Annotated in this window: 8 protein-coding genes and 1 pseudogene; 7 read left to right on the top strand and 2 right to left on the bottom strand. The window is 73.7% G+C overall.

All coding sequences use genetic code 11. The features are described 5' to 3' along the window. The first annotated feature begins 40 nt into the window (after positions 1–40). Genes LIX60_RS18665 through LIX60_RS18675 form a run of 3 tightly spaced genes read left to right on the top strand, consistent with a single transcriptional unit; the run spans position 41 to position 3,557 of the window. Positions 41–1,648 (top strand): NAD(P)/FAD-dependent oxidoreductase, encoded by a 1,608-nt coding sequence (locus tag LIX60_RS18665; RefSeq protein ID WP_227959464.1) that lies wholly within the window; start codon positions 41–43, stop codon positions 1,646–1,648. After that, positions 1,645–2,649 carry an alpha/beta fold hydrolase gene (locus LIX60_RS18670; RefSeq protein WP_227959465.1) on the top strand — a complete coding sequence of 335 codons (1,005 nt, stop codon included), beginning with the start codon at positions 1,645–1,647 and terminating at the stop codon, positions 2,647–2,649. The genes LIX60_RS18665 and LIX60_RS18670 overlap by 4 nt, the downstream gene beginning before the upstream one ends. Next, positions 2,646–3,557: an SDR family oxidoreductase gene (locus LIX60_RS18675; protein ID WP_227959466.1), complete on the top strand. Its 912-nt coding sequence runs from the start codon at positions 2,646–2,648 to the stop codon at positions 3,555–3,557. Before LIX60_RS18670 ends, LIX60_RS18675 begins: the two co-directional genes overlap by 4 nt. Positions 3,558–3,688: 131 nt before the next feature. Here LIX60_RS18675 and LIX60_RS18680 read toward each other — a convergent pair whose 3' ends face one another. Continuing rightward, positions 3,689–4,033, bottom strand: coding sequence for a hypothetical protein (locus LIX60_RS18680; RefSeq protein ID WP_227959467.1), 345 nt, complete (start codon positions 4,031–4,033; stop codon positions 3,689–3,691). Positions 4,034–4,157: 124 nt separating this feature from the next. Continuing rightward, positions 4,158–7,595, bottom strand: coding sequence for a S41 family peptidase (locus LIX60_RS18685; RefSeq protein ID WP_374117879.1), 3,438 nt, complete (start codon positions 7,593–7,595; stop codon positions 4,158–4,160). Between the two features lie 335 nt (positions 7,596–7,930). On the opposite strand from LIX60_RS18685, the gene LIX60_RS18690 reads away from it, so the two are divergent. From LIX60_RS18690 to LIX60_RS31955, 4 genes and pseudogenes are all read left to right on the top strand, one after another. Next, entirely contained in the window at positions 7,931–8,530 is a 600-nt protein-coding gene (locus tag LIX60_RS18690) for a TetR/AcrR family transcriptional regulator (RefSeq protein WP_227959469.1), read from the top strand. Positions 8,531–8,928: 398 nt separating this feature from the next. Then, positions 8,929–11,283, top strand: coding sequence for an MMPL family transporter (locus LIX60_RS18695; protein ID WP_227959470.1), 2,355 nt, complete (start codon positions 8,929–8,931; stop codon positions 11,281–11,283). Between the two features lie 387 nt (positions 11,284–11,670). Further along, positions 11,671–12,552 carry an energy-coupling factor ABC transporter permease gene (locus LIX60_RS18700; protein WP_227959471.1) on the top strand — a complete coding sequence of 294 codons (882 nt, stop codon included), beginning with the start codon at positions 11,671–11,673 and terminating at the stop codon, positions 12,550–12,552. A 35-nt stretch (positions 12,553–12,587) separates the two neighbouring features. After that, positions 12,588–12,815 (top strand): annotated as a pseudogene (locus tag LIX60_RS31955) (PDGLE domain-containing protein); the annotation flags it as partial. Positions 12,816–12,817 lie beyond the last annotated feature (2 nt).

The raw sequence follows: 12,817 nt of genomic DNA on the forward strand, positions 1-12,817 counted from the left end.
GCAATTGCCCGGTGATGCACAGCGGTTCTGGAGGCTGGATATGGCGGAGCGGATACGGGAGCACCGGCATCAGCACGTACGCGTGGCCGTGATCGGTTCCGGGTTCGGCGGGCTCGGCGCCGCCGTCCGGCTCCGGCGCGCGGGAGTCACGGACTTCACCGTGCTGGAGCGCTCGGACTCGGTCGGCGGGACCTGGCGGGACAACAGCTACCCCGGCTGTGCCTGCGACGTCCCCTCCCACCTCTACTCCTTCTCCTTCGCCCCCAACCCCGACTGGCCCCGCAACTTCTCCGGCCAGCCGCACATCCGCGCCTATCTGGAGCGGGTCACCGACACCTTCGGCCTGCGCCCCCACATCCGTTTCCACAGCGAGGTGCTGAGCGCCCGCTGGAACACCGAGCGGCTGCACTGGGAGATCGACACGGCGAGCGGCCCGCTCACCGCCGACGTCGTCATCTCCGCGACCGGACCCCTCTCCGACCCCCGCATCCCGGACGTCCCGGGCCTGGACACCTTCCCGGGCAAGGTCTTCCACTCCGCGCAGTGGGACCACGACTACGACATCCGCGGCAAGCGCGTGGCCATGATCGGCACCGGCGCCTCCGCCATCCAGATCGTGCCCGCCATCCAGCCGGACGTGGAGCGGCTCACCCTCTTCCAGCGGACGCCGCCGTGGGTCATGCAGCGCATGGACCGCAAGATCAGCGGCCTCGAACGCCGGCTGCACAGCATGCTGCCGGTCACCGCCACCCTCCGCCGCGGACTGCTCTGGGGCGTGCGCGAGCTCCAGGTCCAGGCGTTCACCAAGCGGCCCCAGCAGCTCGGTCTGGTCGAGAAGCTCGCCAAGGCGCACATGCACAAGGCGATCAAGGACAAGGACCTGCGGGCCAAACTCACCCCGGACTACCGCATCGGCTGCAAGCGCATCCTGCTGTCGAACACCTACTATCCGGCGCTGGCCCGGCCCAACGTCGACCTCGTGGCCTCCGGCCTCAAGGAGGTGCGCGGCTCCACCCTCGTCGCCGCCGACGGGACGGAGACCGAGGCCGACGCGATCGTCTTCGGCACCGGCTTCCACGTCACCGACATGCCGATCGCCGATCGCGTCACCGGCGCCGCCGGCCACACCCTCGCCGAGGAGTGGAAGGACGGGATGGCGGCCCTCCGGGGCAGCAGCGTGCCCGGCTTCCCCAACTTCCTGATGATCATCGGCCCCAACACCGGCCTCGGCAACAGCTCGATGATCCTCATGATCGAGTCCCAGCTGAACTACGCCATGGACCACCTCCGCCAACTGGACGTCCTCGGCGGCACCGCCGCCCTCGACGCCCGGCCGGAGGCCACCGGCGCCTGGACCGAGACGGTGCGGCAGCGGATGAAGCGCACCGTCTGGAACACCGGCGGCTGCACCAGCTGGTACCTCGACGCCAACGGCAACAACACCACCGTCTGGCCCGGCACCACCGGCGAGTTCCGCAAGGCCACCCGCCACGTCGACCTCGCCGAGTACGAGGTGCTGCGGGCCCCCGCCCGCACCGGGCCGGAGCCCCGCCCGGCCGCGGCCACCGCCCCGGCCACCGCAGCCACCACCCCCAGCCCCACCCCCACCGCACCCACCACCCAGCCCACAGGGGAGACCGCCGCATGAGCCGCGCCACCCAGAGCCCCGGCGGACGGTACGTACCGCTCGCCGCAGTCCGCGAGCTGACCGTCACCTCCGCCGACGGCTCCCGCGTCCACACCGAGATCTACGGTCCCGAGAAGGCGCCCGCCGTCGTGCTCGTCCACGGCTGGACCTGCTCCACCGCCTTCTGGGCCGGGGTCGCCCGCGAACTCGCCGCGGACCACCGCGTCATCGCCTACGACCAGCGCGGCCACGGCCGCAGCCCCGTCCCCGGCCCCGGCGGCTACAGCACCACCGCCCTCGCCGACGACCTGGAGGCCGTGCTCGCCGCGACCCTCGCCCCGGGCGAACGGGCCGTCGTCGCGGGCCACTCCATGGGCGGCATGACCGTGATGGCCGCTGCGGACCGGCCGTTCCTCACCGAGCGCGCCGCCGCCGTCCTGCTGTGCAACACCGGGAGCTCCAAGCTCGTCGCCGAGTCCGTGGTGCTGCCGCTGCGCGCCGGGCGGATACGGACCGCGATCCAGCGTGCCGTGCTGGCCTCCAGCGCCCCGCTCGGCCCCGTCAACGGGATCTCCCGGAAGATCCTCCAGTACGCGACCATGGGCCCCCGCGCCACACGGGAGCAGGTGCAGGCCTGCGCCGAGATCGTGCACGCCTGCCCGCGCAAGGTCCGGTCCGGCTGGGCCACCAAGGTCCTCGCCCTCCTCGACCTGGACGCCGGCCTCGGCGGGCTCACCATGCCGACCGCCGTCATCACCGGCACCGCGGACCGGCTCACCCCGCCCGTCCTGTCGCAGCGGATCATCGACGCCCTGCCGAACAGCGCCGGGCTCACCACCCTCGACGGCATGGGTCACATGACGCCGATCGAGGCGCCCGACGCGGTCTGCTCCGTGCTTCGCGGGCTGGTCCGGGACCACCTCGCCGGTGACGGCGCGGCAGGCGGCAGGTCCGCCACCGCGGAAACCACAGCGAGCACCGCGAAGGCCACCGGGGACCTGGTCGGGGAGGAGTCGGCATGAGCGGCGGACAGGGCAAACAGGGAAAGCGGAAGCTCGCGGGGCAGGTCGTCGTCGTCACGGGCGCCGCGCGCGGCGTCGGCGAACTGCTGGCCCGCAAAGTCGCGGCCCGCGGCGCCAAGGTCGCCCTGCTCGGGCTGGAGCCGGAGCTGCTCGCGAAGGTGTCGGACGACATCCCCGGCGAGACCGGCCACTGGCACGTCGACGTGACGGACTTCGAGGCGATGGACCGGGTGGCCCGCGAGGTCGAGGAACGGTTCGGGAGGATCGACGTCGTCGTCGCCAACGCCGGAGTGGCGGCCGGCGGGCCCTTCACGGACTCCGACGCCGTCTCCTGGAACCGGGTGATCCAGGTCAATCTGATGGGCAGCGCCACCACCGCCCGCGCCTTCCTGCCCACTCTGACGGAGAGCCGCGGCTATCTGCTGCAGATCGCCTCACTCGCCGCCATCACCCCGGCGCCCATGATGTCGGCGTACTGCGCCTCCAAGTCCGGTGTCGAGGCGTTCGCCCACTGCCTGCGGGCCGAGGCCGGATACAAGGGCGTCAAGGTCGGTGTCGGCTACCTCAGCTGGACCGACACCGACATGGTGCGCGGCGCCGACCAGGACGAGGTGATGCGCGAACTGCGCTCCCGGCTGCCCTGGCCGGCCAACCGCACCTACCCCCTGGAGCCGGCCGTCGACCGGATCGTGGCGGGCATCGAGCGCCGCTCGGCCCACGTCTACGCCCAGTGGTGGCTGCGCGGCATGCAGTCCGTCCGCGGCTACCTCCCCGGCATCATCGGGACGATCGGGCAGCGCGAGATGCGCCGCGCGGAGCCCAAGCTGAGCACGACGGGCGTCACCCGGGGACTCGTCGGCGCCGGCGGCGCGGCGGACGAACAGGCCCGCGGGGAACGCACCGGATAGCGCGAGCGGCGGGACGGCGCGGGCAGCTGGACGGTGCGGGCAGCCGGACGGTGCGGGCAGCCGGACGGCGCGGAACGAGGACGCGGGAGAGCTGGGCGGCGGGGGCGGCGGGCCGCCGGATGCCGCCCCTCTCAGATGCCCATGTCCTCCACATCGCTCATGTCCGCCCGGCCCGTCCTGGCCGCTTGCTCCTCCCGGGACTCCCGGGGCTCCTTCCGGCGTTCCTCCCGGGACTTCTGCTCCCGCCGGGTCTTCCCCGCGTCCTCCGCCGCGCTGTCAGTCCGCCGCGCGTCTCCGCCGAACCTCTGGAGTTTGTTGCGCTCCTGCGGGGTCTCCTCGCGCGCCCCGCCCCCCGCCCGGTCGTGCTCCCGAGCCTGCTGCTCCCGCCGGTCCGGCGGCTCGTCCCGCGTCTCCTTCCGGCCCCGCTTCCGCGCCGCTTCGCGCGCCTTCTCCTGGAACTCGTCCCGGACGCCCATCCTGCGTTCTCCCTTGCCTCGGACTTCCTGTGGATCCCCCTGTGCTCCCGTGGTCGTCACCCCCGTCCACCCCCGTCCACTCCGCCTTCCCGGCCCGCCACGGGACGATCCCGCGGCCGGAGGTTCAGCCCTCGCGCGGTGGCAGCGGCGGGCGGCTGCGGCCCGGGATGTCCGAGTGGTCCGGCGGGCTCGCCGGCGGATGCTGCTCCAGCAGTTCGAGGGCGAGGTGCACCGCGTCGTCGAACTGCTTGTGCCGGCCCTCCGCCCAGTCGAGCGGGGTGCGGTCCACCTCGATGTCCGGTTCGACGCCGTGGTTCTCGACGCCCCAGCCGTAGCCCTCGAACCAGGCGGCGTTCATGGGCACGGTGATGACGGTGCCGTCCACGAGCCGGTGCCGGCCGGTCATCCCCACTACGCCGCCCCAGGTCCGCAGGCCCACCACCGGTCCGAGGCCGAGCAGTTTGAAGGCGGCGGTGATCATGTCGCCGTCGGAGGAGGTCATCTCGTCCGCGAGGGCGACGATCGGCCCGCGCGGCGCGTTGGAGGCGTACGAGATGGGCTGGGCGTCCCGGGTCAGATCCCAGCCGAGGATGGTGCGGGTCAGCTTCTCGACGACCAGTTCGCTGATGTTGCCGCCCGCGTTGCCCCGTACGTCCACGATGAGGGCGGGCCGGGCCATCTCCATCCGCAGATCCCGGTTGAACTGGGCCCAGCCGGAGCCGCCCATGTCGGGGATGTGCAGATAGCCGCAGCGGCCGCCGCTCAACTCGTGGACCACCGCCCGGCGCTTGGCCACCCAGTCCTGGTACCGCAGCGGCCGTTCGTCGATCAGCGGCACGACCGCGACCCGCCGGGACGGGCCCTTGGCCGCCGTGGCCGCCGTGGCCGCCGTCCGGGCCGCCTCCGCCTTCGCCTCCGCGCCCGTCTCCGCACCCGTCTCCGCCTCCCCGGCCTCCCCGCTCGCGCTCCGTTCGGAGACCGGTGGCGTGAAGGTGAGTTCGACGGTGGTGCCCCCGGCCGCCGCCAGCAGCGGATACGGCCCGGCCACCGGGTCCACCGGCCGCCCGTCGACATGGGTGAGCACCGAGCCCTCGTGGACCCCGGAGCCCGCGAGCGGCGAGCGCGCCCGGGAGTCCGAGGACTCGCCCGGCAGGATCCGGCCGACCACCCAGCGGCCATCCGCGGTGCGGTGGAAGTCCGCGCCGAGCAGGCCGATCGCCCGCTGGTAGTGCGGCGGTCCCTCGTTGCGCCGGGCGGGTGCGACATAGGCGTGCGAGGTGCCCAGCTCGCCCATGACCTCCCGCAGCAGGTCCGCGAACTCGTCGGGGGAGGCGACCCGTTCGACCAGCGGACGGTACTGCTCCAGCACCGCGTCCCAGTCGATGCCGCACATCCCCGGGTCCCAGAAGTACGCCCGGACGATCCGGCCCGCCTCCGCGTACGCCTGCCGCCACTCGGCCCCCGGGTCCGCCTCGTGCATGATCCGCCGGAGGTCGAGATGGACGGTGGTGTCCGTGTCGGGCAGGTCGTTCGACGGTACGGCGCGCAGATCGCCCTCGTCGTTGATCACCAGCCGGGTGCCGTCGCCGCTGACCTCGAAGGAGTCGAGGTGGACGGCCAGTTCGGCGCGCTTGGCCTTCACCAGGTCGAAGTGTTCGAGCGTCGGCCGCCCGGTCATGTCGGCCGGGTTGGCGAAGGTCTCGCCGAGCGCCCCGGAGATGGGCCACCGCAGCCACACCAGTCCGCCGCCCGCGACCGGCCGCAGCGAGGAGTACTTCGAGGCGGCGACGGGGAACGGTGTCACCCGGCTCGCCAGCCCGCTCACCTCGACGAAGACCGAACCGTCCCCCTCCGCGTCCTCCGCGTCCAGCCCGCCGGCCGCCGGACGCCCCTCCGCCGACAGCGCGAAGGGCGAGGGCGTCGTGGACGACAGCGGCACCAGATACGGGCGGCAGCCGAGCGGGAACGACAGATCGCCGGTGTGCACGTCGTACACCGGGTCGAAGCCGCGCCAGGAGAGGAAGGCCAGGTAGCGGCCGTCGCGGGTGAAGACCGGCTGTTCGTCCTCGAAGCGGCCGTCGGTGACGTCGATGATCGTCCGGTCGATGAGCCGGGCCAGTTTGATCTGCCGCAGCGAGCGTCCGATGCCCGGATGCGACCAGGTGATCCAGTCCGAGTCGGGGGAGAAGGCCAGGTCGCGCACCGGGCCGTTGACCGACTGGATCAGCTCCACGCTCTCGCCCTGGCCCTCCGGCAGCGCGTCGGCGATCAGCAGCCGGCCGTCGTGGGTGGCGATGGCCAGTAGTTCGCCGTCGGGGGAGGAGACCAGTTCGTGCACGCGGCCGATCCGGCCGCCCGCGATCCGGCGGCTGTCGCGGCCGCCGCTGGCCCGGGGCAGATAGGCGATCTCGATGGCGTCCTCGCCCTCGGCGTCCGTCACATAGGCGACCCGGCCGGTGGCGCCGAGGACCTCCGGCATCCGGATGCGCACCCCGGGAACGTCGGTGATCGTCCGGGCCGGGCCGTCGCGGTGCGTGAGCCAGTAGAGGCTGCCGCGGACGCAGACGGCGCTGGCCCGGCCGGTGTTGTCGACCGAGAGGGAGTTGACGTTCGCGGCGGCGGGCACCTGGTAGCGGCGGCGGCCGGCGCGCGGGGCGCCGAGGCGGACCGGCACCTTCCGCGGGACCCCGTCCGGGCCGAAGTCCTCGGCCAGCCAGAGATCCCCCGCGCACTGGTAGACCACCCGGGATCCGTCGGTGGAGGCGTGGCGGGCGTAGAAGTCGGCGTGGTCGGTGTGGCGGCGCAGGTCCGAGCCGTCGGGCCGGCAGGAGTAGAGATTGCCGACCCCCTCGTGGTCGGAGAGGAAGGCGATCCGGCCGCCGACGAACATCGGGCAGTCCAGATGGCCGTCGAGATCGGGCAGCAGCCGCTCGCCGTCGAGGAACAGCCGTCCGGTGGCGCCGCCGCGGTACCGCTTCCAGGCGGTGGGCTCGTGCGGGGGCTTGCCGGTGAGCAGGAGGGTGTGGCGCTCGCCGCCGCTGTCCGTGCAGGAGATGTGGGACACCGGGCCCCAGGGCAGCCGGTCGCCGGGGCTGCCGTCGGTCGGCACCCGGTACGCCCAGGAGAAGTACGAGAACGGCTGGCCGTGCGAGGCCACGGCGAGGACGGTGCCGTCGGGGCTCCAGCCGCAGACCCGGGTGTCGGTGCTGCCCCAGTGGCTGAGCCGGCGGGCGGGACCGCCGGAGACCGGGACCAGGTGGATCTCCGGGTCCAGGCTCCGCCAGGTGGTGAAGGCGATCTGCCGGCCGTCGGGGGAGAAGCGGGGGTGGCCGATCCGGGTCCGGTCGACGGTCAGCCGCCAGGCCCGGTCGGGCTCGGTGCCGGTGCCGCCGGGGTCCTCGCCGCCGCCCGTGCCGCCGTTCTCGCCGCCGCCCTCACCGTCGCCCTCGCCCTCGCCGCCGCCCCGCGCCGGGAGCCGGGCAAGCCACAGATCGTCCTCGGCGGCGAAGCAGAGGAGATCACCGTGGAGGTGCGGAAACCGGAGATACGCGCCATCGGTCACCTTTTCCATGGTTCGGGGGCGGGCGGTGGGCGGCAACTCGTGGCGGTGGGGGAGGGGAGGAACGGGGGTGGGAGAGGGCCGGCGGGGACGGGCCGCGGCGGGCCGGAGTCCCGGGCGGGGCCCCGGGGTCCGCCGGCGGAGACGTCCCCCCGCCCGCCCACACGGCCGTGCCGTGACGCTCGTGATGCGCGGCACACATCGAAACGTTGTCGTTTCGTTCGAGGCGGCCCTAGGATCTGCTGTACGAAACCGTTTCGTTCAAGTGGGCGGAGCGGGTGGCCGGTTCACCCGGCTTTCCCCGCTTTCCCATGCCCCTTTCCGTCCAGGAGGTCCGGATGCCGACCGAGGAGGCCGCGCAGCCCGTACGCCGCACCCGGCTCACCGCGGAGCGCGAGGCCGAGCTGTTCGGTGCCGTCCTCGACCTGCTGCGGGAGGTCGGTTACGACGCGCTGACCATGGACGCGGTCGCGAGCCGCACCAGGTCCAGCAAGGCGACCCTCTACCGCCAGTGGAGGGGCAAACCGGAACTGGTCGTCTCCGCCCTCCGGCACCAGGCCCCGGTCGACCTGATGCGGTTCGACACCGGATCGCTCCGCGGCGACATGCGGGCCATCGCCCGGCACATGGACGAGGGCCAGTGCGTCAAGGACGCCGAACTGCTGAGCGCCCTCGGTCACGCTGTGCACCGGGACGCCGAGCTCCACCAGGCCCTGCGGGAGCTGCTGATCGAGCCCGAGGTCCGGGCGCTCGACCAGATGCTCCAGCGTGCCGTGGACCGGGGCGAGCTGGCCGCGGACTCCCCGGCCCGGACGTATGTGCCGCACATGCTCATCGGGGGAGTCATCACCCGCTACCTGATCGAGGGGGTGTACGCCGACACGGACTTCCTCGTCGGTTACGTCGACTCCGTGATCCTCCCGGCCCTCGGCGCCTAGCCCGGCTCCGGGTCCTCCTGGCCCCGGCCCTGGCCCACAACTGAAGAAGCCCCCGGCACCCGGCACGCGGCGCCCGCCGGCCGCCACCGGGCGGGCCCGGTGCGGCCTCGTCCGGCCACCGGGCCGGCTCCGCACCGCCGGGACGGGCCCCCGGGCCCGAGGCGGGTGGTGCGACGGACGCGGGGGATGCCGGGGGGCGGCGTAACGCGTACGCGCCGCGCACGGGCCGCGTCCACACCGCGACCGGGGTCCCGCCCCGCTCCCGCCGGCGCGGCGCGCCGCGGGACCCGCCCGCCGCAGGCCGTAACCGCTCGTTCCGTCCGTATCCGCCCGCCCACCACGAACGTCACACACCCTTCCCCCTCACGACCATCCGACCCGACGGGAGACCACTTCTCGTGGCCACGTTCCTGTACCGCATCGGCCGGCTCGCCTTCCGGCGACGCTGGTTCGCCACCCTCATATGGACGGCGCTGCTGGCCGGTGTCGGCATCGCCGCGGCGACCGCACCCGGCCCCGCCGGCAACTCGTTCTCGATCCCCGGCACCGAGGCCCAGCGCGCCTTCGACGTCCTGGAGGAGCGCTTCCCGAACGCCGCGGCCGACGGTGCCACCGCCCGCGTCGTCTTCCGCGCGCCCGACGGCGAGAAGATCACCGACCCGGAGAACAAGGCGGCGGTGCGGGACGTCGTCGGCGAACTCGCCGGCGGCGGCCAGGTCGCCGCCGCCCCGGACCCCTTCCGGACCAAGGCCGTCAGCAAGGACGGCACCACCGCCTACAGCCAGGTCTCCTACGAGGCCAATTCCTTCGAGCTGACCGAGAAGTCGCGCGAGGAACTGCAGGCCGCCGCCGAGAACGGCCGCGAGCTGGGCCTGACGGTGGAGACCGGCGGCGACGCCCTCCAGGCCATCCCGGAGACCGGAAGCGGCGAGATCATCGGCGTCGTCGTCTCCGCCATCGTGCTCGCGATCACCTTCGGTTCGCTGATCGCGGCCGGGATGCCGCTGATCACCGCCCTGATCGGGGTCGGCGTCGGCGTCGGCTCCATCACCGCGCTCGGCAGCGTGCTGGACCTGTCCAGCACCACCTCGATCCTCGCCACGATGATCGGTCTGGCCGTGGGCATCGACTACGCGCTGTTCATCGTCTCCCGCTACCGCGCCGAACTGGCGGACGGCCGCGAATCGGCGGACGCCGCGGGCCGCGCCGTCGGCACCGCGGGCTCGGCGGTCGTCTTCGCCGGGCTGACCGTCGTCATCGCCCTGGCCGGACTCTCCGTCGTCAACATCCCGATGCTCACCAAGATGGGCCTGGCGGCGGCCGGCACGGTCGTCATCGCCGTCCTCGTCGCCCTCACTCTGATCCCGGCGGTGCTGGGCTTCGCGGGCGACCGCGTCCTGGGCCGCGGGGCCCGCAAGTCCCGCAGGGCGGCAGCCGCGGCGGAGAGCGCCGGCTCCGGCACCGACGGGGCCGGTGACGACGGCTCCGGCACGTCCGGGGCCGGTGCTCCGGCCAAGGAGAACATGGGTACCCGCTGGGCGCGCTTCGTCCTGCGGCGCCCGGCCGCCGTGCTCATCGTGGGTGTGGTCGGACTCGGCGCCCTGGCGGTACCGGCGACGGACCTGAGCCTCGGCCTGCCGGACGACGGCAGCCAGCCGACGAGCACCACGCAGCGCAAGGCGTACGACATGCTCTCCGAGGGCTTCGGCCCGGGCTTCAACGGGCCGCTCGTGGTCGTCGTCGACGCGGACGGCAGCGACGACCCGAAGGCGGCGGCGGAGCGCGTGACGGACCGGGTCTCCGACCTCGACGGCATCGCCACCGTCACCCCGGCGCAGTTCAACAAGGCCGGAGACACGGCCATGTTCAGCGTCATCCCCGCCTCGGAGCCGACCGGCGCCGAGACCGAGGAGCTTGTCGCGGACATCCGCGCCGAGTCCGATGACCTGGAGGCCGACACCGGCGCGCGGACCCTGGTCACCGGCACCACCGCGATGAACATCGACGTCTCGCAGAAGCTCAACGACGCCCTGCTGCCCTATCTCGCCCTGGTCGTCGGGCTCGCCTTCCTGCTGCTGACCGTCGTCTTCCGCTCCCTGCTCGTCCCGCTCAAGGCGGCGCTCGGCTTCCTGCTGTCCGTCGTGGCGGCGCTCGGCGCGGTCGTGGCCGTCTTCCAGTGGGGATGGCTGGGCGGACTGTTCGGCGTCGAGGAGACCGGCCCGATCATGAGCATGATGCCGATCTTCATGGTCGGTGTCGTCTTCGGCCTGGCGATGGACTACGAGGTCTTCCTCGTGACCCGGATGCGCGAGGCCCACGTCCACGGGGAGACCCCGCACCAGGCCGTGGTCACCGGCTTCCGGCACGGGGCCCGGGTCGTCACCGCGGCCGCGGTCATCATGATCAGCGTCTTCGCCGGCTTCATCGGCTCCTCCGACTCGATGATCAAGATGATCGGCTTCGGGCTCGCGGTCGCCGTGCTGTTCGACGCCTTCATCGTGCGCATGGCGATCGTCCCGGCCGTCCTCGGACTGCTCGGCAAGGCGGCCTGGTGGCTGCCGCGGAGCCTGGACCGGGTGCTGCCGAACGTCGATGTGGACGGCGACGGCCTCCAGCGCGAGCTGGACCTCCACGAGGAGGCCGCTGCCGCCGGAGCCGGCACGGGCACGGACGCCGATGCCGATGCCGATGCCGGTGCCGGCGCCGGCGCCGGACGTGCGGAGCAGACGTCCGGCGCGGGCCGGGCCCGGTAGGCACGTCGCGGCGGGCGGCCGCCCCCGGATCGCCGCCCGCCGCCCCGGAACGCGAGACTCCGGTGCCCCGGTCCCAGCGGAGCCGGGAGACACCGGACGGTGCCGCCCCGTGGGGACGAGGCGCGGCACCGAACCAGCCCCCGGTGGCATCAGCCGTCCAGTACGGACGCCACCGGGGGCTTCGTCATGCGGCCCTCGCCGTCTGCGGGGGCGCGGGCGGTGCGGGTGGCGCGGGGGCGCGGGGGGCGCCGGGGGCGCGGGCGGCGCGGGCGGCGCGGGCGGTGATTCCGGAAACCCGGGCGCTCTTGCAACTCATGTGCAAGTGCGTACTACTCTTGAGTGGTCGAACAGGACAGGCCGGCCCAGTGAGTAGAGCGGAGCCTCCCCATGCACGTCCCCGACGGGTTCTTCGACGCGCCCGTGTCCCTGGCCACCGGAGCCGTCGCCGCGGCCGCGGTGGCGGTCGGTCTGCGCGGCGCCCGGCGCGAACTCGACGAGCGCACCGCGCCCCTGGCCGGGCTCGTCGCCGCCTTCGTCTTCGCCGTCCAGATGCTCAACTTCCCGGTCGCGGCCGGTACCAGCGGCCATCTGCTCGGCGGGGCGCTCGCCGCCGTCCTCGTCGGCCCGTACACCGGCGTGCTCTGCATCTCCGTGGTCCTGCTCATGCAGGCGGTCCTCTTCGCCGACGGCGGCCTCACCGCGCTGGGCGTCAACATCACCACCATGGCCGTGGTCGGTGTCCCCGTCGCCTACGCCGTCTTCCGCGGCCTGGTCCGGCTGCTGCCCCGGGCCCGCGCCTCCGTCACGGCCGCCTCCTTCCTGGCCGCGTTCCTCTCCGTACCGGCCGCCGCGGCCGCGTTCACCGGCCTCTACGCCCTCGGGGGCACGGCCGATGTGGCGCTCGGCAAGGTCTTCGCCGCCATGGTCGGCGTCCACACGCTCATCGGCATCGGTGAGGGCGTCATCACCGCTCTGACCATCGGCGCGGTCATCGCCGTCCGGCCCGACCTCGTGTACGGCGCCCGGGGCCTCGGGCGGCCGACGCTTCTCCGCACCCACGGCCCCGCCGGCGCACCGGCCCGGCCCCGCCCGGCCGGCACCACCGCCGACTCCGCGGCCGACTCCACAGCCGATTCCACGGTCGTCGCGGCCACGGCCACAGCCGCGACCGGCTCCGCCCCGGGCGCCGGCAGCCCCTCCGACTCCGCCAGCACCTCCGACTCCGGTGGCACCGGCCGGAGCACCGACACCAAGGAGGCGACCGCCTGATGTCCGCCACCCCCCGCCCCCGGGGCCCGCGCACCCGGCTGCTCTGGATCACCGGCGTCCTCACCGCCCTGCTGCTCGCCGGGGTCGTGAGCTACTACGCCTCGGCCAGTCCCGACGGCCTGGAGAAGGTCGCCGCCGATCACGGCATCGACCGGAAGGCCGAGGAGCACGCGGCCAAGGACTCCCCGCTCGCCGACTACCAGGCCCGCGACATCGGAGACCCGCGGCTCTCCGGCGGGCTCGCGGGCGTCGTCGGCGTCGGTGC

Origin of the sequence: Streptomyces sp. S07_1.15 (assembly GCF_020739505.1) — a bacterium.
In the GTDB taxonomy this organism is placed as follows: Bacteria; Actinomycetota; Actinomycetes; order Streptomycetales; family Streptomycetaceae; genus Streptomyces; species Streptomyces xinghaiensis.